Below are 18,954 nucleotides of genomic sequence, written 5' to 3'. Positions count from 1 at the left end.
AAGGGTAGCGCAGGACGCTGGCTACGGCGTCTCGCGAAAATGCTGATAGCCGCGCACGGCCGGTGTAATGTCCTGACCATGGGCATCGAGCAGGGTCACGCCCTGCCCCGCTTCGACCCGACCGATCACGTGAATCGGCCAGCCGCCCGCTCGCAAAGGTGCCAACGCGGATATCGGCAAGGTAAATGCCAGCACGTAGTCATCGCCCCCGCTCAACGCCGCGACGCGGGCCTGATCCTCGCCGACAAATGTCAGTAAGGCGGTAGATAACGGCAACCTGTGACGTTCGATCACCAGGCTGACCGCCGAAGCCTTGGCGATATGCCCACAATCGGCCAGCAGCCCGTCGGAGATATCCATGGCCGCGCTCGCCTTGCCCCGCAACGTCAGCCCCAGGGCCAACTGCGGTTGCGGCGACCAGTAATGTGCCAGCAGCGGCTCGGCAACTGCCGCATCCGCCGTGCGTTGGCCCAAGACCAATGGCAAAGCACCAGCGGCATCGCCCAGTTCGCCGCCCACACACAGCAGGTCACCCGGCTGCGCACCACTGCGCGTCAACGCCTGCCCGGCCGGTACGCGGCCAAATACGGTCAGGGTCAGGCTCAGTGGCCCTCGGGTGGTATCGCCGCCCACCAAGCCCACGCCGCAACGTTGCGCCATGGCGTTCAGGCCTTGGGCATAGCGTTGCAGCCAATCGGCATCCACGGTCGGCGTGGTCAGGGCAAGGGTAAACGCGAGGGGGTCGGCGCCCATGGCGGCCAGGTCGCTCACCGCCACGGCCAGCGAGCGCTGGCCGAGCAGGTACGGGTCACAGGGGTCGGCAAAATGCACGCCGGCCACCAGCGTATCGGTAGAGACCGCCAGTTGCTCTCCGGCGGGCAGCGCCAGCAAGGCACAGTCGTCGCCGATCCCCAGGGCAATGCCATCGCCGCCTTGCGCACAAGGCGCGGCGGCGAAGTACTTGCGGATCAGCTCGAACTCGCCCATGCGGGACTCAAGCGCAGATTAGCGCTTGTGTTCCTTTACTTCGGCTTCACGCAGGCGCGGGGCCAGCTTGTCGAGCACGCCGTTGACGAACTTGTGACCGTCGGTCGAACCGTAGACTTTCGCCAGTTCGATGCCTTCGTTGATCACCACGCGGTACGGTACGTCAACACGCTTGAGCAGCTCCCAGGTGGACAGGCGCAGTACCGCCAGCTCAACCGGGTCCAGCTCTTCGAGGGTCAGGTCCAGGCATGGCGTCAGCGCAGCATCGATCTCGGTCATGTTGGCCGGAACACCGTGCAGGATGTCGTGGAAGTAGCTCTGGTCAGCAAAGGTGAAGTCGTTATCGACGCGAAATTGCGCTTCGATCTCGTTCAGCGAAGTGCCAGCCATATGACGCTGGTACAGCGCCTGGGTGGCGAGCTGACGGGCCGCACGGCGCTTTTCGCTTTTCGAAGGCTTGCCGGCATCGGCTGGACGCTCGTCACGCGGGTTGAAACGATCGCTTTCGTCGGAAATCACTTGGCCTCCAACTGCGACAGCAGGCTGACCATTTCCAGCGCGGACAAGGCAGCTTCAGCGCCCTTGTTACCGGCTTTGGTGCCGGAACGCTCGATGGCTTGCTCGATGGAATCAACGGTCAGTACGCCGAAAGCGACTGGCACGCCGAACTCCATGGACACCTGGGACAGGCCCTTGGTGCATTCGCCGGCTACGTATTCGAAGTGCGGGGTGCCGCCACGAATGACCGCGCCCAGGGCGATGATCGCCGCGTATTCACCCTGCTGAGCAACTTTTTGCGCAACCAGTGGAATTTCGAAGGCGCCAGGGGCGCGGATAAGGGTGATATCGCTCTCGCTCACACCGTGGCGAACCAGGGCGTCAACCGCACCGCTTACCAGGCTTTCAACCACGAAGCTGTTGAAGCGGCCAACCACCAGGGCATAGCGGCCTTTGGGGGCGATGAAGGTACCTTCGATGGTCTTCAGGGTCATTCGACAAATCTCTTAAAGAGCCGGGACGCGAAAAGTGCGTCCCTCAGTGATGATTTAACCGCGAACAAGGGGCAGAAATCGCCGGCCTTTATTCGGAGGGCACGTATTCTACAACTTCCAGGTCGAATCCGGATATCGCATTAAATTTCATCGGTGCGCTCATCAGGCGCATTTTGCGCACGCCCAGGTCGCGCAGGATCTGCGAACCGGCACCGACGATGCTGTAGGTGGTCGGTTTTTTCACCGGCACGGCGTCGGCGGTTTCGCGGATATGTGCCAGCAATACGTCGCCGTCCAACGGGTGACCGAGCAACAGCACCACACCGCTGCCAGCCTCGGAAACCGCGGCCATGGCGGCGCGCAGGCTCCAGCGGCCGGGTTGCTTGACCATCAACAGGTCGCGCAGAGGGTCCATGTTGTGCACCCGCACCAGGGTCGGCTCTTCGGCGCAAATGTTGCCCAGGGTCAGGGCCATATGCACGTCGCCTTCCACTGAATCACGGTAGGTCACCAAATTGAATTGGCCCAGTTCGCTGTCCAGCGGCTGCTCGGCAATCCGCTGAACGGTACGTTCGTGGATCATGCGGTAGTGGATCAGGTCGGCAATGGTGCCGATCTTGAGGTTGTGTTCGGCGGCAAAGGCTTCCAGTTCAGTGCGACGGGCCATGGTGCCGTCGTCGTTCATCACTTCGCAGATCACCCCGCTCGGCTCGAAACCGGCCATGCGCGCCAGGTCGCAGGCGGCTTCGGTGTGACCGGCGCGAGCCAGGGTGCCACCCGGTTGAGCCATCAGCGGGAAAATGTGACCGGGGCTGACGATGTCTTCGGCCTTGGCATCTTTGGCGGCGGCGGCTTGCACGGTACGGGCGCGGTCAGCGGCGGAGATACCGGTGGTGACGCCAGTGGTGGCTTCAATCGATACCGTGAACTTGGTGCCGAAACCCGACCCATTGCGCGGCGCCATCAACGGCAGCTTGAGCAACTCGCAGCGTTCGCGGCTCATGGGCATGCAAATCAAACCACGGGCGTGCTTGGCCATGAAGTTGATGTGCTCAGGCTTGCACGCCTCGGCGGCCATGATGATGTCGCCTTCGTTCTCGCGATCTTCGTCATCCATAAGGATGACCATCTTGCCTTGGCGGATGTCTTCAACCAGTTCTTCGATGCTATTGAGCGCCACGCGGCACCCCCTTGGTCAGGATTTCAGGTAGCCGTTAGCGGCCAGAAAACTTTCGGTGATGTTGCCTGATGCAGGCTCTGCGGCCTTTTCGCCCAGCAACAGGCGCTCCAGGTAACGGGCAAGCAAGTCCACTTCCAGGTTCACCCGGCGCCCCGGCTGGTAGGAGGCCATGATGGTTTCGCTGAGGGTGTGGGGAATGATGGTCAGTTCAAATTCGGCGCCATTGACGGCGTTCACGGTCAGGCTGGTGCCATCAACGGTAATCGAACCCTTGTGGGCAATGTACTTGGCCAGCTCTTTGGGCGCACGGATGCGGAATTCCACGGCGCGTGCGTTTTCACTGCGGGTCACCACTTCGCCGACACCGTCGACATGGCCGCTGACCAGGTGACCGCCCAGGCGCGTGGTTGGCGTCAGGGCTTTTTCCAGGTTGACCGGGCTGCCGGCCTTGAGGTCGTTCATCGCGGTGCAGTCCAGGGTTTCCCGGCTGACGTCGGCGGCAAAGCCGTTGCCCGGCAGCTCAATAACGGTCAGGCACACGCCGCTGACGGCGATACTGTCACCCAGCTTGACGTCGCCGAGGTCCAGCTTGCCGGTTTCAACCAGCAGGCGCACGTCGCCGCCTTTGGGGGTCATTGCACGGATGCTGCCGATGGATTCGATAATGCCGGTGAACATTTCGCTCTCCTGAAAACGAGGGGCTGACGCTTAAGCGCAGGCCGGGAATTATACGCTCGCTGTCGGGACGGGAATGGCAGTGACTCGCCAGTCGTCGCCTACAGCGCGCATGTCAGTGATCTTGAGTTGGGGCGCGTCGACCAGCTTCTCAAGCGGCCAGTCCAGCAACGGCCGGGCAGCGGAGCCAAGGAACTTGCCGGCGATGAATATGACGTACTCATCCACCAGGCCCTGCTGGGCAAACGCGCCCGCCAGGCTCGGGCCCGCTTCCACCAGCACGTCGTTGACGCCACGGGCGGCCAATGCCACCAGCGCCGAGCGCAGGTCGACCTGGCCCTCCACACCCGGTACCACCAGGCACTCTGGGCCACGGGGAAACTGGTTCTCCGGGGCCACGCAGGTGATGACCAGTGCCGGGCCTGCCTTGAAGAAGGGTGCATTGAGCGGCACGCGCAAGCGGCCGTCGATCAACACGCGCAGCGGCGGGCGCGACATGGCCAGGGCGGTGGTTTGTTCATCCAGGCCCAACTCAGCGGCGCGCACAGTCAAGCGGGCGCCGTCGGCCAGCACCGTATCGGCACCGGTCAACACCACACTCGCCTCGGCACGCAGACGTTGGACGGCGGCGCGGGCAGCGGGGCCGGTGATCCATTGGCTTTCGCCGCTGGCCATCGCCGTGCGGCCGTCCAGGCTCATGGCCAGCTTGACCCGCACGAACGGCAAACCGTGCTCCATGCGCTTGAGGAACCCCGGGTTAAGCGCCCGCGCCTCAGCTTCCAGCACGCCGCTGCGCACCTCGATACCCGCCTGGGCCAGACGCTGCATGCCACGCCCGGCCACTTCCGGGTTCGGGTCCTGCATACCTGCCACCACCCGCGCCACACCGGCGCTCACCAGTGCATCGGCGCACGGCGGCGTACGGCCATGGTGGCTGCACGGCTCCAGCGTCACGTACACCGTCGCGCCACGGGCCTTTTCACCGGCGGCGCGCAGGGCATTCGGCTCGGCATGGGGCTCGCCGGTGCGCTCATGCCAGCCTTCGCCGACAATCTGCCCGTCACGCACGATCACGCAGCCCACCCGTGGATTGGGGTGGGTGGTGTACAGGCCCTTGCGCGCCAATTCGAGGGCACGCGCCATGTAATGGGCGTCGAGGACTGCCTGTTCAGACGTCATTGTTTGGAAGGCTCACGGGCCAGGCGGTCGATTTCTTCGCGGAACTCATTGAGGTCCTGGAAGCGTCGATACACCGAGGCAAAACGGATATAGGCGACTTCGTCGAGCTTTTGCAGTTCGCCCATCACCAACTCGCCGACCACCAGGCTCTTGACCTCGCGCTCGCCGGTCGCTCGCAGCTTGTGCTTGATATGCACCAGCGCCGCTTCCAGGCGCTCGACACTCACCGGGCGTTTTTCCAGGGCGCGCTGCATACCGGCGCGCAATTTTTCTTCGTCGAAAGGCTGGCGGCTGCCGTCGGACTTGATCAGACGGGGCAATACCAGTTCGGCGGTTTCGAAGGTGGTGAAACGTTCACCACAGGCCAGGCATTCGCGCCGGCGACGCACTTGATCGCCCTCGGCGACCAGACGCGAGTCAATGACCTTGGTGTCGTTGGCACCGCAGAAGGGACAGTGCATGGTTGGCAGGCAACAAAAAATGGGAGGGCCATGGTAGCGCATCCCCGTCGCAAGACAAGCCATAGCCTTTACGGTATATAGGCAGGCTTATATGTTTGATATTTTTTAAGCCACGGATTTTGTCCTTTCTGGAGCCGTACATGCAGTTACGACCACTCGTTCTACTCACGCTGTTCAGTTTTCTGGTCGCCTGCAGCAGCGAGGCCCCCAAACCAGCCGCGCCTCAACCGACACCGGCACAAGAGAAAAAAGTCCCGGGTATTGAAGACCTCGGCCCCCTGCCCGCCTATCAACGGGAAATCAGCGGCAGCCTGACCAATGTGCCCGCCGGCGCCGAAGTCGAGATGGCTCTGCTGGTGATCGACGACCGTTCGCGCCCGCAGCAACTGCTCGCCAGCAGCGTGCTGAGCGGCAATGGCAAGCCCCTGGCCTTCCGCCTGCGCTTCAACCCTGAAGCCTTCCCGGCCGGTGCACGCGTTGAATTGCGTGGCCGCGCCAGCCAGTCCGGCCAGTTGATCCTGCACTTGCCCGCCGTGCGCGTCACCCAAGCGATCACCCAGAGCACCGGCCCCCTGCAACTCGTCAAGGCGCCATGACGCCATGACGCCACCGCTGCACCTGCAGCGCGCCTTGAGCGAGTTGATCGGCGACGCGCAATTGGTGCCCTGCCCGCTACCGGGTACCGAATTGTCGCTATGGCTGCTCGATGCCGACAATATGGACCGCGCCTTCAGCCAGGAAGAAACCCGGCGCATCCTGCATGAGCCGCCCTACTGGAGCTTTTGCTGGGCCAGCGGCCTGGCGTTGGCGCGCTACCTGGCGGCGCATCCCGAGTGGGTCGCCGGCAAACGCGTGCTGGATTTCGGCGCCGGTTCCGGCGTGGCCGGGATTGCCGCCGTAAAGGCGGGGGCCCTGGAAGTAGTGGCTTGTGACCTGGACCCGCTGGCCCTGGCGTCTTGCCGCGCCAACGCCGAACTCAATGCGGTGGAGCTGGGCTATTGCGCCGACTTCTTCGCCGAAGCCGACCGTTTTGACTTGATCCTGGTGGCCGACGTGCTTTACGACCGCGCCAACCTGCCGCTGCTGGATCAATTCCTCACCCGTGGCCGCGAAGCGCTGGTGGCCGATTCGCGGGTGCGGGACTTCCAACACCCGCGTTATCAACGGCTGGAGGTTCTGGACGCGTTGACCCTGCCGGACCTGGCCGAGCCTTGGGAGTTTCGCAAGGTGAGTCTGTACCACTCGCGGCGCTGAGCCTTCGCGTTACAAATTCCCGGCAACAGATTGGCTAAGACAGGAAAAGGCGAGGCATGGAAAATGCCATCCTTCGCTCACGGATGGAAAATTTCCTGACATGTCCTGGCAGACAGTTTCGCTAATAACTTACGACTCAACGGCCTTGCCAAACGTCAGGCACCTGCTTAATCTTTGCGGCAATACACCCGCCATGCCTCTGGTTGCATCAGTAACCAAGCACAAATTGTGCGGGTTTTTTATGCCCGGTACTTTTTGGGCATGAGGTCATTCAGCAAACCTGCCATCGACGTTCCTGCCCAGCTGGGACTCCTCAAGCGGCGCGGACTGATAATTCACAATGAAGCTCGTGCCGAGCACTTCTTGCAATCCGTCAGTTTCTTTCGACTCAGCCCTTATATGCGGCCCTTTCAACAGCCTGACGCTATTGACCATCTTTTTCGTGAAGGTAGCCAGTTCCGCCAATTAACCCGCCTATACGATTTTGATAGAAGGCTTCGCTTACTGACCATGGATGCCATTGAGCGCGTCGAAATAGCCTCACGTTCGGTTATCAGTAATCACATGGGACCCGCCCATGGCAGTCATTGGTATCTCAATCCAGGGTTGTTCCACCTCAAATTTGATCATCAACGCCTGCTTGCAACACTGTCCATGAAGCAAGCCAGCGCAACCCGTGACTACCAGCGCGAATGCGAACGCATCGATAGATCACATGCCAGCGATGCACGAAAAGATCTTCTTAAACGCCAAAGGGCAAAAGAAAGTTATGCCCGTCATTACTCCGTGACCTACGTCCAGCCCGCGTTGATGCCGGGTTGGGCCATGTTGGAAGAATTGACACTGGGAGACTTATCCCATCTGTACAAAGGCTTGGCCAAGGACGCCGACAAGAAAGCGATCTCCAGGCGCCTTCTACTCCCGGCACCACTCATGCAGTCCTGGCTGCACACGCTGACCACTGTCCGAAATATCTGCGCTCACCATTCACGCATGTGGAACCGAGAATTGGGTATCCGTCCTGAATTGCCCAAAAAAGCCAGCTTTCCATGGCCGCAGTATTTGCTTCAACCGGGGACACATAGCCGCATGTTCTCCACGCTATGCATACTCAATCACCTGATGGGCCAGGTGAGCCCACATACTCGCTGGGGTCACAGCCTGCATCTGCTGATCGACGAGTTTCCCGACGTCCGTATCGAAGCAATGGGTTTTCCTCAGGACTGGTATCTGGACCCGTTTTGGCACGCGCATGATTACTGAATGCCAGGCGGCTTCCGATAGCTAGCGCCAGCCCTTATAGTTGCCCCCATTCCCGCTTTATTCGAGACGCCCCATGAGTGAGCCCACGCCGTACATCTTCGACGTCACCACCGCCAACTTCGACCAGGCGGTGATTCAGAATTCTTTTGAAAAACCTGTGCTGGTGGACTTCTGGGCCGAATGGTGTGCGCCATGCAAGGCGCTGATGCCGATGCTGGCGCAGATTGCCGAGAGCTATCGCGGCGAGTTGCTGTTGGCCAAGGTCGATTGCGAGGCCGAACAGGACATCGTCGCGCGTTTCGGCATTCAAAGCCTGCCGACGGTGGTGTTGTTCAAGGATGGCCAGCCGGTGGACGGGTTTGCCGGTGCGCAGCCGGAGTCGGCAGTACGGGCGATGCTGGAGCCACATGTGCAGATGCCACCACCGGCTGCGGCGGATCCGCTGGAACAGGCCCAGGCGCTGTTCAGCGAAGGACGCATCAGTGAAGCTGAAGGGCTGCTGGTGGCGCTGTTGGGCGAAGACAACACTAACGCCCCCGCGTTGATCCTGTACGCACGCTGCCTGGCCGAACGCGGCGAATTGGGCGAAGCCCAGGCCGTGCTTGACGCAGTCAAAAGCGACGACCACAAGGCCGCCCTGGCCGGGGCCAAGGCGCAGATCACCTTCCTGCGCCAGGCCGCAGACTTGCCGGACACCGCCGATCTGAAGAGCCGTCTGGCACAGAACCCGCAGGACGACGAGGCGGCCTATCAGTTGGCGATCCAGCAGCTGGCGCGCCAGCAGTACGATGCGGCACTGGAAGGTTTGCTCAAGTTGTTTACCCGCAACCGCAGCTACAGCGAAGGCTTGCCGCACAAGACGTTGCTGCAGGTGTTCGAATTGCTGGGCAATGAGCACCCGCTGGTCACGGTGTACCGCCGCAAATTGTTTGCCGCGTTGTACTAATCACCGATCCAACGGTACAGCGGCGTATCCCCGCCGCTGCTCACCTTGACTTTGGCGCTATGGCGCAGGCGCACCAACAGGCGCTTGCCCGCGCCTGCATCGCCTGCCAACCCTTCCAGTTGATCGAGTAATTCCAGACCGTTGAGCTGCCCTGCCTTGCGCAGCACCTCCTGGGCGCTCTGCCATAGGTCGTCGTTTTGTTTGACCGGCGCCGCGGTTGGCGCACTGGGCGTTGGGGCGGCCTGAAGCTGTGCGCCCAAGCGCGCCCAATCGCCGTCGTCCAGTTCCAGGGTCAAGTCCACCGGCAGGTCGCCGATGGTTCCACGAATTCGCAACATCGCTGTACTCCTGCATTTTTCTGACCGTCATGCTCCCATGCAGCTTGCGCAACACCAAGCAGGCGGTCAAACTCTCGGCTCTATTGTTATAAGATCACATAACAAAACTTTCATCCTGGAGCCCTCCCATGCGCCGTTTGCTGCTTGCTTTGCCGTTCGCCCTGCTGCCACTGGCTGTTGCCCACGCTCACGAAGAGCATGACCACGAGCACGGCAGCCTCGGCGCCCATGAACACGGGGTCGGCCGTCTCAATGCCGTGCTGGATGGCAAGGCCCTTGAGCTTGAACTGGACAGCCCGGCCATGAACCTGGTGGGTTTCGAGCATGTAGCGACCAGCGCCGCCGATAAAGCCAAGGTCGCCGGTGTACGCAAACAACTGGAGAACCCGTTGGCCCTGTTCAACCTGCCCAAGGCCGCAGGATGTGTGGTCAGCAGCCAGGAACTCAATAGCCCGCTGTTCGGTGACAAACCAGAAGCCGACCATGACGACGACGACCACGCCACCGACGGCAAAGGCGCCGCCGCCCACGAGCACCATCACGACCACAGCGAAATCCACGCCCACTACCAATTCACCTGTGCCACGCCGACGGCGCTGAGCAACCTCGATCTGAGCCAAGTGTTCAAGACCTTCCCCGCCACCAAGAAAATTCAGGTACAACTGATCGGCCCGAGCGGTCAGCAAGGTGTTGACGCGACGGCTACCGCCGCCACCCTGAAGTTCTGACTTGAAAGCACAGTCCATATGGGAGCTGGCTTGCCTGCGATACTGGCGACGCGGTGCAGCAGGCACACCGTAGCGACGCCATCGCAGGCAAGCCAGCTCCCACAGTGGATCGGCGCCATTTTCGACTACCAGGCGACACTGACTTCCCATGACTCAAGCGTTAATCGAACTGTCCGACCTGGGCTTCAACTGGCCTGGTCACCCGCAGTTGCTGGACATCCCCGCGTTCCGCCTGGAACCCGGGGAAACCCTGTTCCTCAAGGGCCCGAGCGGCAGTGGCAAGACCACGCTGCTGGGGCTGTTGGGGGGCGTGCAGAAACCCTGCCAGGGCAGCATCCGCCTGCTTGGGCAGGAGTTGACCGAACTCTCGGCCGGCGCCCGTGATCGTTTCCGTGTGGACCACACCGGCTACATCTTCCAGCAGTTCAACCTGCTGCCGTTTCTATCGGTGCGCGAAAACGTCGAGTTGCCTTGCCATTTTTCCAGGTTGCGCGCACAACGGGCCAAACAGCGCCACGGCAGTGTCGACCAGGCGGCTGCGACCTTGCTCGCGCACCTGGGCTTGAAGGACAAGGACTTGCTGGAGCGCCGCGCCGACTCGCTGTCCATCGGCCAGCAACAACGGGTGGCTGCCGCCCGTGCGTTGATCGGCCAACCGGAACTGGTGATCGCCGACGAGCCCACCTCAGCCCTGGACTATGACGCCCGCGAAGCGTTCATCCAGTTGCTGTTCGCTGAATGCCGTGAAGCTGGCGCCAGCCTGTTGTTTGTCAGCCATGACCAGAGCCTGGCGTCACTGTTCGACCGCAACCTGTCACTGGCCGAACTCAATCGCGCCGCCACGCCCGCAGAGGTTTGAGATGTATCTGTTTCGTCTAGCCATGGCCAGCCTGGCTAACCGCCGCTTTACTGCGATCCTCACTGCCTTCGCCATCGCGCTTTCCGTGTGCTTGTTGCTGGCGGTGGAGCGCGTGCGTGTCGAGGCGCGCAACAGTTTTGCCAGCACCATCAGCGGTACCGACCTGATCGTCGGGGCACGTTCGGGCTCGGTCAACCTGCTGCTGTATTCGGTGTTTCGCATCGGCAACGCCACCAACAACATCCGCTGGGACAGCTTTGAGCATTTCGCCGCCAGCCCCCAGGTGAAATGGGCCATTCCGATTTCCCTCGGCGACTCCCATCGCGGTTACCGCGTGATGGGCACCAACGAATCCTACTTCGAGCATTACCAGTACGGGCGCAAGCAAAACCTCGAACTGGCCAGCGGCCGCGCCTTCGCTACCGACCCGTTTGAAGTGGTGCTCGGCGCCGAAGTCGCCGACGCCCTGCATTACAAACTCGGCGACAAGCTGGTGCTGGCCCACGGTGTAGCGGTGGTCAGCCTGGTCAAGCACGACGACAAACCCTTCACTGTGGTCGGCATCCTCAAGCGTACCGGTACGCCGGTAGATCGCACGTTGCACATCAGCCTGGGTGGCATGGAGGCGATCCATGTCGACTGGCACAACGGTGTGCCGGCCCAGGGCAAAGGCCGCATCAGCGCCGACCAGGCGCGCAATATGGACCTGACGCCGCAAGCCATCACCGCGTTCATGCTCGGCCTGAACAACAAGATTTCCACCTTCGCGTTGCAAAGGCAGATCAATGAGTTCCGTGGCGAGCCGATGCTGGCGATCCTGCCGGGCGTGGCCCTGCAAGAGCTGTGGAGCATGATGAGCACCGCCGAGAAAGCCTTGTTCGTGATCTCGCTGTTCGTGGTGCTGACCGGCTTGATCGGCATGCTCACGGCGATCCTCACCAGCCTCAACGAGCGCCGCCGCGAGATGGCGATTCTGCGTTCGGTGGGTGCACGCCCCTGGCATATCGCGAGCCTGCTGATCTTCGAAGCCTTCGCCCTGGCCTTGTCCGGTGTGGTAGCAGGCGTGGGCCTGCTGTATGTCTGCATCGCCGCCTCCCGTGGTTACTTGCAGGCCAACTACGGGCTGGACCTGCCGATGTCCTGGCCGAGCGAATATGAATGGACCCTACTGGCGGGTATCCTCGCGGCAGCGCTGTTGATGGGCAGCGTGCCCGCGTGGCGCGCCTATCGACAATCTTTGGCCGATGGCCTGTCCATCCGTGTATGAGGAAGGCTTCGATGCGTCGTGCCCTGTTTGCCCTGTTACTGCTGACGGCCGTGCCCGTGTGGGCGGATGAACAGCCCAAGGACCTGTCCTGGCAGGAAATGATACCGCCGGATGCGCCACCGGAAGTGCCTAATATGAAGCCGCTGCACGACCTGTCGAACATGGCCGATGCCTTGTCCGTCGAGGCGGCGCCGGCGGCCAAGCAGGATCTGCCCAACGCGCCGGTGGTGCAGAGCCTCGACGGCCAGCACATCCGCCTGCCGGGGTATATCGTGCCGCTGGAAGTCAGCGAAGAGGGCCGCACCACCGAGTTTCTGCTGGTGCCGTATTTCGGCGCGTGCATCCACGTGCCGCCACCGCCGTCGAACCAGATCGTGCATGTCAAAAGCGAAGTCGGCGTGAAGCTCGATGAGCTGTACCAGCCGTACTGGATCGAAGGCGCGATGCAGGTCAAGCCGTCGACGAGTGAACTGGCCGACGCCGGTTACCAGATGGATGCCCAGAAGATTTACATGTACGAGCTGCAGGAGTAGCGCTGATCACCCTTTCATTGAGCTGAGTCAAAAGACCGAACGGAACGATCTTTACCATTGGACGTACAACTTTTAAACGTCCTTTGGAGCTCCCATGAACAAGTCTCTGCTCGGCGCGTCCCTCTTCGCGCTCGCCCTCGTCGCCCCGGTCGCACACGCTCACCAGGCGGGCGATATTCTGGTGCGTGCCGGTGCAATCACCGTCAACCCGGAGGCCGACAGCGGCAAAGTCAAGGTTGACCAGGGCCCGCTGGCCGGCACCAACCTGGGCGGCAAGGCGACCATGAGCAGCGACACCCAACTGGGCTTGAACTTCGCCTACATGATCACCGACCACGTCGGTATCGAATTGCTGGCCGCCACGCCCTTCGAGCATGACGTGAAACTCAAGAACACCGCACTGGGCGCCGCCAACGGCAAGCTCGGTTCGCTCAAGCACCTGCCGCCGACCCTGAGCGTCGTGTACTACCCGCTGGACAACAAGTCGGCATTCCAGCCGTACGTGGGCGCCGGTATCAACTACACCTGGATCTACGACGAACACGTCGGCGGTCGCGCTCAACAAGCCGGCTTCAGCAACTTCAAGGCCGAAAACTCCTGGGGCTGGGCCGCACAGATCGGCGCCGACTACATGATCAACGACAACTGGATGATCAACGCCCAGGCGCGCTACATCGACATCAGCACCAAGGCGACTGTGGATAACAATGCGCTGGGCCAGGGCACTCGGGCCAAGGTCAATGTGGACGTGGATCCGATGGTTTACATGGTGGGTATTGGCTACAAGTTCTAAGCAACACTGCATAACCCATGTGGGAGGGGGCTTGCTCCCGATAGCAGAGTGTCAGTCAACAGATTCATGGACTGACCCATCGCTATCGGGAGCAAGCCCCCTCCCACATTTGGTTTTGTAGCGTGTCAGCTGTGGCGGTAGAACCGGTCCAGCAACGCCGGAAGCCCCGCCCGCCATGCCCTTGGCTTGATGCCAAAGGTATGCAGGATCTTCTTGCACGCCAGCACCGCGTGCTGCGGTTCATCCGCCGCATCCGGCCGAGCCGCGTGGGCCTGGGCAGTGGGGGATTCAATGGCCAGCGCGTGGAAGTTGCGCGCCTCGGTCAGGATCGCCTGGCCCAGGGCCAACGGCGTAGTCGCCTCATGCCCGGCGTAATGATAGGTGCCCCACAGCGGCGCCGCGCAATCAAGCTGCTTGAGCACCGAGATAATCACCCGTGCGGCATCGTCCACCGGCGTCGGGTTGCCACGACGGTCGTCGGCCATCAGTAGTTCATCAGGTTTTTCGGCCCGGGCCAGGAACCGCCCGAGCGTGCCGTCGACACTGTCATCGAGCAACCAGCCAAATCGCAGCAGCACATGTTGTGGGCAAGTGGCGCGCACGCTCTGTTCGATACGCCACAACGCCTGGCCGCGCAGGCCCAGGGGCACCGGCTCGTCTTTTTCGCTGTAGGCGGTGGCGCGCGAGCCATCGAACACCCGGTAGCTGGACGGTTGCAGCAGCGTGATGCTGTGGTGCTGGCACAATTCAGCCAGGCGTTCGATGGCGAACTCCTGAGCGGCCAAGCGGGTTTCGCTCACGGTTTCGGCCTGGAACCAGTCGAAATAGTAGGCGAGGTTGATCAATGCATCGGGACGGGTGTCGTCGAGCAATTGGGTAAGGCTCGCGGCATCCCAGCCGTCTTGGGGCGGTTTGGGGGCGAGGAAACCGATGTCTTCCTCTGCACCGAGGCGAATCAGCGCCTGCCCGAGGGCATTCCCGCCGCCCAGTAACATAAGGCGCATTCGCATAGATTGAGCAGGCCCGGTCTGTTTGGAACGATGGTTATTATCGACAGGCGTGTGCGCCTTGCCGTAGGTAGTTGCCAGAATCGTTGCATTTTGCGGGTTTGTAGCGCAACCGTCACGGATAAAGTACGTGTTTGCAACTTGTTGGAGCAGGTGGCATCAATCACTTCATGAACCTTCCCGAATCAACGGCCAGCGCACTGGACGGTTTTCACCCCGCCGTCAGTGCCTGGTTTTGCAGGACCTTCCCCTCGGTGACCGGCGCCCAGGCCCAGGCGTGGCCGCTGATCCGCCAGCGGCGGTCAACGCTGATCGCCGCGCCCACCGGCTCGGGCAAGACCTTGACGGCCTTTTTGGCGGTGCTCGACGATTTGGTCCACCAAGGCCTGGCCAACGGCGGGCAACTGCCGGACGAGACCCTGGTGGTGTATGTGTCACCGCTCAAGGCGCTGTCCAACGACATCCAGATCAACCTGCAAAACCCGCTGGCCGGCATTACCGAGCAGCTTCAAAGCCTGGGCCTGCCGCCGCTGGTGATCCGCACCGCCGTGCGCACCGGCGACACCCCGCAAAAAGACCGCGCACAGATGCGCAAGCGCGCGCCGCATATCCTGGTGACCACGCCCGAATCTCTGTATGTGCTGCTGGGTTCGGATTCCGGCCGACACATGCTCGCCAGCACGCGTACGGTGATCGTCGATGAGATCCATGCCATCGCCGCCGGCAAGCGCGGCAGCCACCTGGCCTTGAGCCTGGAGCGCCTGCAAGCGCTGTGCGCCGAGCCATTGACCCGTATCGGCCTGTCAGCCACGCAAAAACCCATCGAAGCGGTCTCGCGGTTTTTGGTCGGCACCGACCGTGAGTGTGCCATCGTCGACATCGGCCATGCGCGCCCACGGGACCTGGATATCGAAGTGCCGCCAGTGCCGCTTTCGGCGGTGATGGCCAACGATGTGTGGGCCCTGGTCTACGACCGCCTCGCGCAATTGGCCCGCGAACACCGCACCACGCTGATTTTCGTCAACACCCGGCGCCTGGCCGAACGCCTGGCCCGGCATCTGAGCGAGCGGCTGGGCAAGACCGCTGTGGCCGCCCACCATGGCAGCCTGGCCAAGGAACTGCGCCTGGACGCCGAGCAACGGCTCAAGGCCGGCGAACTGCAAGTGCTGATCGCCACCGCGTCCCTGGAGCTGGGCATCGATATTGGCGAGGTGGATCTGGTCTGCCAGATCGGCTCACCCGGCTCGATCAATGGCTTTTTGCAACGCGTCGGCCGCTCCGGGCACCAGGTCGGCGGTACGCCCAAAGGGCGCTTGTTTGCCACCACCCGTGACGACTTGATCGAGTGCGCCGCGTTGCTCGACTGCGTACGCCGTGGCGAGCTGGATACCTTGCATATTCCAGTGGCGCCGCTGGACGTGCTGGCCCAGCAGATCATTGCCGAAGTCAGCGCCCGTGAATGGCCGGAACAGGCGCTGCTGGCGCTTGTTCGCCGCGCTGCGCCTTACGCCGAGCTGGATGAGCGCCACTACCAGGCCCTGTTGCAGATGCTCAGCGAGGGCTACAACGGCCGCCAGGGTATCCGCAGCGCCTACCTGCACCGTGACGCCGTGACCCACACCCTGCGCGGCCGCCGCGGTGCCAGGCTCACCGCCGTCACCAGCGGTGGCACCATCCCGGACAACGCCGACTACAGCGTGTTGCTGGAGCCTCAGAGCCTGAACATCGGCAGCGTCAACGAAGACTTCGCGGTGGAAAGCATCGCCGGCGACATCTTCCAACTCGGCAATACCTCTTACCGCATCCTGCGGGTCGAAGCGGGCAAGGTGCGTGTCGAGGATGCCCATGGCCAACCGCCGACCATCCCGTTCTGGCTGGGCGAAGCACCCGGGCGCAGCAACGAGTTGTCGGTGGCCGTGGCGCGCTTGCAAGGGCAAATCGACAGCTTGCTGGGTGCCACGCCCGGCGACCTGCAACCGGCCCTCGACTGGCTAACCGGCACCCTGGGCCTGCATCGCGCCAGCGCCGAACAACTGCTGGATTACCTGGCCCGGTCGCGCCAGGCCCTGAGCGCCCTGCCCTCCCGGGACACGTTGATCATGGAGCGGTTTTTCGACGCGTCCGGCGGCACCCAGTTGATCATCCACACGCCGTTTGGCAGCCGCATCAACCGCGCCTGGGGCCTGGCGTTGCGCAAGCGCTTCTGCCGCACCTTCAACTTCGAGCTGCAAGCGGCGGCCAGCGAAAACGCCATCGTGCTGTCGCTGTCCACCAGCCACAGTTTTGCCTTGGATGAGGTGTGGCGTTACCTCAACAGCAACAGTGCTGAACACCTCCTGATCCAGGCCGTGCTGGATGCGCCGCTGTTCGGCGTGCGCTGGCGCTGGAATGCCGGCGTGGCCCTGGCGTTGCCGCGCTACACCGGTGGGCGCAAGGTGGCGCCGCAGATCCAGCGCATGAAGAGCGAAGACCTGATCGCCAGCGTCTTTCCCGACCAGATCGCCTGCCTGGAAAACCTCGCCGGCGAGCGCGAAATCCCCCATCACCCACTGGTGGAACAAACCCTCGACGATTGCTTGCATGAAGCCATGGACAGTGAAGCCTGGCTGGCACTGCTGCGGCGCATGGAACGCGGGGAAGTCCGATTGATCAGCCGCGACCTGCCCGCCCCTTCGCCCATGGCTGCGGAAATTCTCAGCGCCAAGCCCTACACCTTTCTCGACGACGCCCCGCTGGAAGAGCGCCGCACCCAGGCCGTGCTCAACCGACGCTGGAGCGACCCGCAGAGCACCGATGACCTGGGCGCACTGGATGCCGAGGCTATCGCCGGCGTTCGCGAAGAAGCCTGGCCCGCGCCCAATGGCGTAGATGAAATGCATGAAGCGCTGATGAGCCTGGCGTGCATCGCAGCCCCTGAAGTTGCGCCGCAATGGGCCGCATGGCTGCACGCCTTGGCCAAGGCCGGGCGAGCCTGTCAGTTGCACAACGGCATGTGGGTCGCCGTTGAGCGCTTGAGTTGCTTGCAGGCGCTCTACCCTAACGATTTGCCACTGCTGCCCGGGTTCGACGAGCCCTGGGAGTTTGATGACGCGCTGTTAGAAGTACTGCGTGCGCGCCTCAGTGGTTTTGGCCCGTTGAACCTGGTCGAAATCGCTGCCCCCCTGGCGCTGCCCGTGGCGGCAATCACTCAGGCCCTGTCGCGCCTGGAGCAGGAAGGCTACGTGCTGCGCGGGCACTTCAGCCCCGGTGCCACGCAGGAACAATGGTGCGAACGTCACTTGCTGGCACGCATTCATCGCTACACGGTCAAGCGCCTGCGCCGAGAGATCGAGCCGGTGGCATTGCAGGATTTCATGCGCTTTCTGTTCGATTGGCAGCACCTGTCCGACAGCACCCGTGGCCAGGGCAGCGCCGTATTGCCGCAGATAGTCAGCCAACTCGAAGGTTATGCCGCCGCCACGTCGGCCTGGGACACTGACCTGCTCAGCGCGCGCATCAAGGATTATTCATCGACCTGGCTCGATGACCTGTGCCGCAGCGGCAAGCTGGTATGGACGCGCTTAAGCAACAAGGCCGGCGCCATGGCGTTGCGCAGCACCCCGGTGGTTTTGCTCCCCCGTAGCCAGGTGGCGTTGTGGAGCGGGCTGACCGAGCCCACCGACAGCACCACGCTGTCGCCCAAGGCGCAGAAAGTCCACTCGGCCCTGCGCGAACACGGCGCCTTGTTTTTTGATGAACTGGTGCCCGAGGCCCACCTGCTGCGCAGCGAGCTGGAGACAGCCTTGCAGGAACTGGTAGGCGCCGGCCTGGTGAATGCCGACAGCTTCGCCGGGCTGCGCGCCCTGACCACGCCCGCCAGCAAACGCCAGGCCCGCAGCAGTCGGCGTGGGCGCGGAGCGTTTGTCGGCGGCATGGATGATGCCGGTCGCTGGGCCTTGGTGCGCCGCTCCTCGACCGCCGCCGGCGCGCATTCGGCCGAAACCCTGGAGCATGTGGCGATGACCCTGCTGCGCCGTTACGGCGTGGTGTTCTGGCGCTTGCTGGAGCGCGAGGCGGATTGGTTGCCGAGCTGGCGTGAATTGCTGCGCACCTTCTATCGGCTGGAGGCACGCGGGGAGATTCGTGGCGGGCGGTTTGTCAGTGGGTTGGCGGGCGAACAGTTTGCGTTGCCGGAGGCGATACCCTTGCTGCGCGAGGTGCGGCGGCGGGCACATGACGGGAGCTTGATCGCGGTGTGCGGGGCGGATCCATTGAACCTTGTGGGCACGCTGCTACCGGGGGCCAAAGTGCCGGCGGTGAGCGGTAATCGGATTGTATATCGCGATGGGCTGCCGGCTGCGGTGATGGTCGCCGGCAAGCAGCAGGTGTTGCTGGAGATGGATCAGCAGGCAGTGCAGGAGAAGTTGATCAGGCGCTGACCTTTAGGCCCTCATCGGGAGCAAGCCCCCTCCCACATTTTGATGTGTGAACACATTCAAATGTGGGAGGGGGC

19 protein-coding genes are annotated in these 18,954 nt (G+C 62.6%); 10 read left to right on the top strand and 9 right to left on the bottom strand.

Annotated elements, in window-relative coordinates; genetic code table 11:
• Positions 1–21: 21 nt before the first annotated feature.
• From thiL to nrdR, 7 genes are all read right to left on the bottom strand, one after another.
• Positions 22–987 carry a thiamine-phosphate kinase gene (thiL, locus tag E4P00_RS05695; RefSeq protein WP_078822442.1) on the bottom strand — a complete coding sequence of 322 codons (966 nt, stop codon included), beginning with the start codon at positions 985–987 and terminating at the stop codon, positions 22–24.
• 18 nt (positions 988–1,005) lie between these two features.
• The gene (nusB, locus tag E4P00_RS05690; protein WP_032879249.1) at positions 1,006–1,506 is read right to left on the bottom strand and encodes a transcription antitermination factor NusB; all 501 of its coding nucleotides are present in this window, start codon (positions 1,504–1,506) and stop codon (positions 1,006–1,008) included.
• Positions 1,503–1,979 (bottom strand): 6,7-dimethyl-8-ribityllumazine synthase, encoded by a 477-nt coding sequence (gene ribE, locus E4P00_RS05685; RefSeq protein ID WP_078822443.1) that lies wholly within the window; start codon positions 1,977–1,979, stop codon positions 1,503–1,505. Before ribE ends, nusB begins: the two co-directional genes overlap by 4 nt.
• Positions 1,980–2,067: 88 nt before the next feature.
• Positions 2,068–3,159 (bottom strand): bifunctional 3,4-dihydroxy-2-butanone-4-phosphate synthase/GTP cyclohydrolase II, encoded by a 1,092-nt coding sequence (gene ribBA / locus E4P00_RS05680; RefSeq protein ID WP_003194579.1) that lies wholly within the window; start codon positions 3,157–3,159, stop codon positions 2,068–2,070.
• A gap of 15 nt (positions 3,160–3,174) precedes the next feature.
• A complete protein-coding gene (locus E4P00_RS05675; protein WP_078822444.1) occupies positions 3,175–3,837 on the bottom strand; it encodes a riboflavin synthase in 663 nt (220 codons plus the stop codon).
• Between the two features lie 48 nt (positions 3,838–3,885).
• Complete coding sequence (gene ribD, locus E4P00_RS05670; RefSeq protein WP_216090370.1) at positions 3,886–5,013, bottom strand: bifunctional diaminohydroxyphosphoribosylaminopyrimidine deaminase/5-amino-6-(5-phosphoribosylamino)uracil reductase RibD; 1,128 nt, start codon at positions 5,011–5,013, stop codon at positions 3,886–3,888.
• A complete protein-coding gene (gene nrdR, locus E4P00_RS05665) occupies positions 5,010–5,474 on the bottom strand; it encodes a transcriptional regulator NrdR (RefSeq protein WP_019818855.1) in 465 nt (154 codons plus the stop codon). Before nrdR ends, ribD begins: the two co-directional genes overlap by 4 nt.
• 140 nt (positions 5,475–5,614) lie before the next feature.
• On the opposite strand from nrdR, the gene E4P00_RS05660 reads away from it, so the two are divergent.
• The 4 genes from E4P00_RS05660 to trxA all read left to right on the top strand — a co-directional run bounded on the left by E4P00_RS05660 (position 5,615) and on the right by trxA (position 8,937).
• On the top strand, positions 5,615–6,070 hold the full coding sequence (locus tag E4P00_RS05660) for a YbaY family lipoprotein (RefSeq protein WP_005791855.1): 456 nt from the start codon (positions 5,615–5,617) through the stop codon (positions 6,068–6,070).
• 4 nt (positions 6,071–6,074) lie between these two features.
• Positions 6,075–6,728 (top strand): 50S ribosomal protein L11 methyltransferase, encoded by a 654-nt coding sequence (locus E4P00_RS05655; RefSeq protein ID WP_078822446.1) that lies wholly within the window; start codon positions 6,075–6,077, stop codon positions 6,726–6,728.
• 261 nt (positions 6,729–6,989) lie between these two features.
• Entirely contained in the window at positions 6,990–7,991 is a 1,002-nt protein-coding gene (locus E4P00_RS05650; RefSeq protein ID WP_078822447.1) for an Abi family protein, read from the top strand.
• A gap of 73 nt (positions 7,992–8,064) precedes the next feature.
• Positions 8,065–8,937: a thioredoxin gene (gene trxA, locus E4P00_RS05645; protein ID WP_005791858.1), complete on the top strand. Its 873-nt coding sequence runs from the start codon at positions 8,065–8,067 to the stop codon at positions 8,935–8,937.
• Here trxA and E4P00_RS05640 read toward each other — a convergent pair.
• Complete coding sequence (locus E4P00_RS05640) at positions 8,934–9,275, bottom strand: hypothetical protein (RefSeq protein ID WP_032879241.1); 342 nt, start codon at positions 9,273–9,275, stop codon at positions 8,934–8,936. The two genes, trxA and E4P00_RS05640, sit on opposite strands and share 4 nt — an antisense overlap.
• A gap of 128 nt (positions 9,276–9,403) precedes the next feature.
• Here E4P00_RS05640 and E4P00_RS05635 point away from each other — a divergent pair, with 128 nt between their 5' ends.
• The 5 genes from E4P00_RS05635 (at position 9,404) to E4P00_RS05615 (ending at position 13,455) form a co-directional block, all read left to right on the top strand.
• Positions 9,404–10,003 carry a DUF2796 domain-containing protein gene (locus tag E4P00_RS05635; RefSeq protein WP_216090372.1) on the top strand — a complete coding sequence of 200 codons (600 nt, stop codon included), beginning with the start codon at positions 9,404–9,406 and terminating at the stop codon, positions 10,001–10,003.
• Between the two features lie 148 nt (positions 10,004–10,151).
• On the top strand, positions 10,152–10,862 hold the full coding sequence (locus tag E4P00_RS05630) for an ABC transporter ATP-binding protein (protein WP_032879239.1): 711 nt from the start codon (positions 10,152–10,154) through the stop codon (positions 10,860–10,862).
• 1 nt (position 10,863) lies between these two features.
• Positions 10,864–12,129 carry an ABC transporter permease gene (locus E4P00_RS05625; RefSeq protein WP_148853985.1) on the top strand — a complete coding sequence of 422 codons (1,266 nt, stop codon included), beginning with the start codon at positions 10,864–10,866 and terminating at the stop codon, positions 12,127–12,129.
• An 11-nt stretch (positions 12,130–12,140) separates the two neighbouring features.
• Entirely contained in the window at positions 12,141–12,662 is a 522-nt protein-coding gene (locus E4P00_RS05620) for a DUF3299 domain-containing protein (RefSeq protein WP_032879236.1), read from the top strand.
• Between the two features lie 94 nt (positions 12,663–12,756).
• The gene (locus E4P00_RS05615) at positions 12,757–13,455 is read left to right on the top strand and encodes an OmpW family outer membrane protein (protein WP_005791869.1); all 699 of its coding nucleotides are present in this window, start codon (positions 12,757–12,759) and stop codon (positions 13,453–13,455) included.
• Between the two features lie 125 nt (positions 13,456–13,580).
• On the opposite strand, the gene E4P00_RS05610 is transcribed toward E4P00_RS05615, so the two are convergent.
• Complete coding sequence (locus tag E4P00_RS05610) at positions 13,581–14,465, bottom strand: sugar nucleotide-binding protein (RefSeq protein ID WP_032879234.1); 885 nt, start codon at positions 14,463–14,465, stop codon at positions 13,581–13,583.
• Positions 14,466–14,632: 167 nt separating this feature from the next.
• Between E4P00_RS05610 and E4P00_RS05605 the strand changes: the two genes are divergently transcribed.
• Positions 14,633–18,880: a DEAD/DEAH box helicase gene (locus E4P00_RS05605; RefSeq protein ID WP_248130886.1), complete on the top strand. Its 4,248-nt coding sequence runs from the start codon at positions 14,633–14,635 to the stop codon at positions 18,878–18,880.
• Positions 18,881–18,954: the final 74 nt, after the last annotated feature.

The organism is Pseudomonas sp. B329, from assembly GCF_023127835.1.
In the GTDB taxonomy this organism is placed as follows: Bacteria; Pseudomonadota; Gammaproteobacteria; order Pseudomonadales; family Pseudomonadaceae; genus Aquipseudomonas; species Aquipseudomonas synxantha_A.
This window is presented reverse-complemented; position numbering and strand designations above follow the sequence as displayed.

Bases quoted from the DNA above. Each gene is read 5' to 3' on its own strand.
- thiL (WP_078822442.1), bottom strand. From the start codon at position 987: ATGGGCGAGTTCGAGCTGATCCGCAAGTACTTCGCCGCCGCGCCTTGT.
- ribE (WP_078822443.1), bottom strand. From the start codon at position 1,979: ATGACCCTGAAGACCATCGAAGGTACCTTCATCGCCCCCAAAGGCCGC.
- E4P00_RS05675 (WP_078822444.1), bottom strand. From the start codon at position 3,837: ATGTTCACCGGCATTATCGAATCCATCGGCAGCATCCGTGCAATGACC.
- ribD (WP_216090370.1), bottom strand. From the start codon at position 5,013: ATGACGTCTGAACAGGCAGTCCTCGACGCCCATTACATGGCGCGTGCC.
- nrdR (WP_019818855.1), bottom strand. From the start codon at position 5,474: ATGCACTGTCCCTTCTGCGGTGCCAACGACACCAAGGTCATTGACTCG.
- E4P00_RS05660 (WP_005791855.1), top strand. From the start codon at position 5,615: ATGCAGTTACGACCACTCGTTCTACTCACGCTGTTCAGTTTTCTGGTC.
- E4P00_RS05655 (WP_078822446.1), top strand. From the start codon at position 6,075: ATGACGCCACCGCTGCACCTGCAGCGCGCCTTGAGCGAGTTGATCGGC.
- E4P00_RS05650 (WP_078822447.1), top strand. From the start codon at position 6,990: ATGAGGTCATTCAGCAAACCTGCCATCGACGTTCCTGCCCAGCTGGGA.
- trxA (WP_005791858.1), top strand. From the start codon at position 8,065: ATGAGTGAGCCCACGCCGTACATCTTCGACGTCACCACCGCCAACTTC.
- E4P00_RS05640 (WP_032879241.1), bottom strand. From the start codon at position 9,275: ATGTTGCGAATTCGTGGAACCATCGGCGACCTGCCGGTGGACTTGACC.
- E4P00_RS05635 (WP_216090372.1), top strand. From the start codon at position 9,404: ATGCGCCGTTTGCTGCTTGCTTTGCCGTTCGCCCTGCTGCCACTGGCT.
- E4P00_RS05630 (WP_032879239.1), top strand. From the start codon at position 10,152: ATGACTCAAGCGTTAATCGAACTGTCCGACCTGGGCTTCAACTGGCCT.
- E4P00_RS05625 (WP_148853985.1), top strand. From the start codon at position 10,864: ATGTATCTGTTTCGTCTAGCCATGGCCAGCCTGGCTAACCGCCGCTTT.
- E4P00_RS05620 (WP_032879236.1), top strand. From the start codon at position 12,141: ATGCGTCGTGCCCTGTTTGCCCTGTTACTGCTGACGGCCGTGCCCGTG.
- E4P00_RS05615 (WP_005791869.1), top strand. From the start codon at position 12,757: ATGAACAAGTCTCTGCTCGGCGCGTCCCTCTTCGCGCTCGCCCTCGTC.
- E4P00_RS05610 (WP_032879234.1), bottom strand. From the start codon at position 14,465: ATGCGAATGCGCCTTATGTTACTGGGCGGCGGGAATGCCCTCGGGCAG.
- E4P00_RS05605 (WP_248130886.1), top strand. From the start codon at position 14,633: ATGAACCTTCCCGAATCAACGGCCAGCGCACTGGACGGTTTTCACCCC.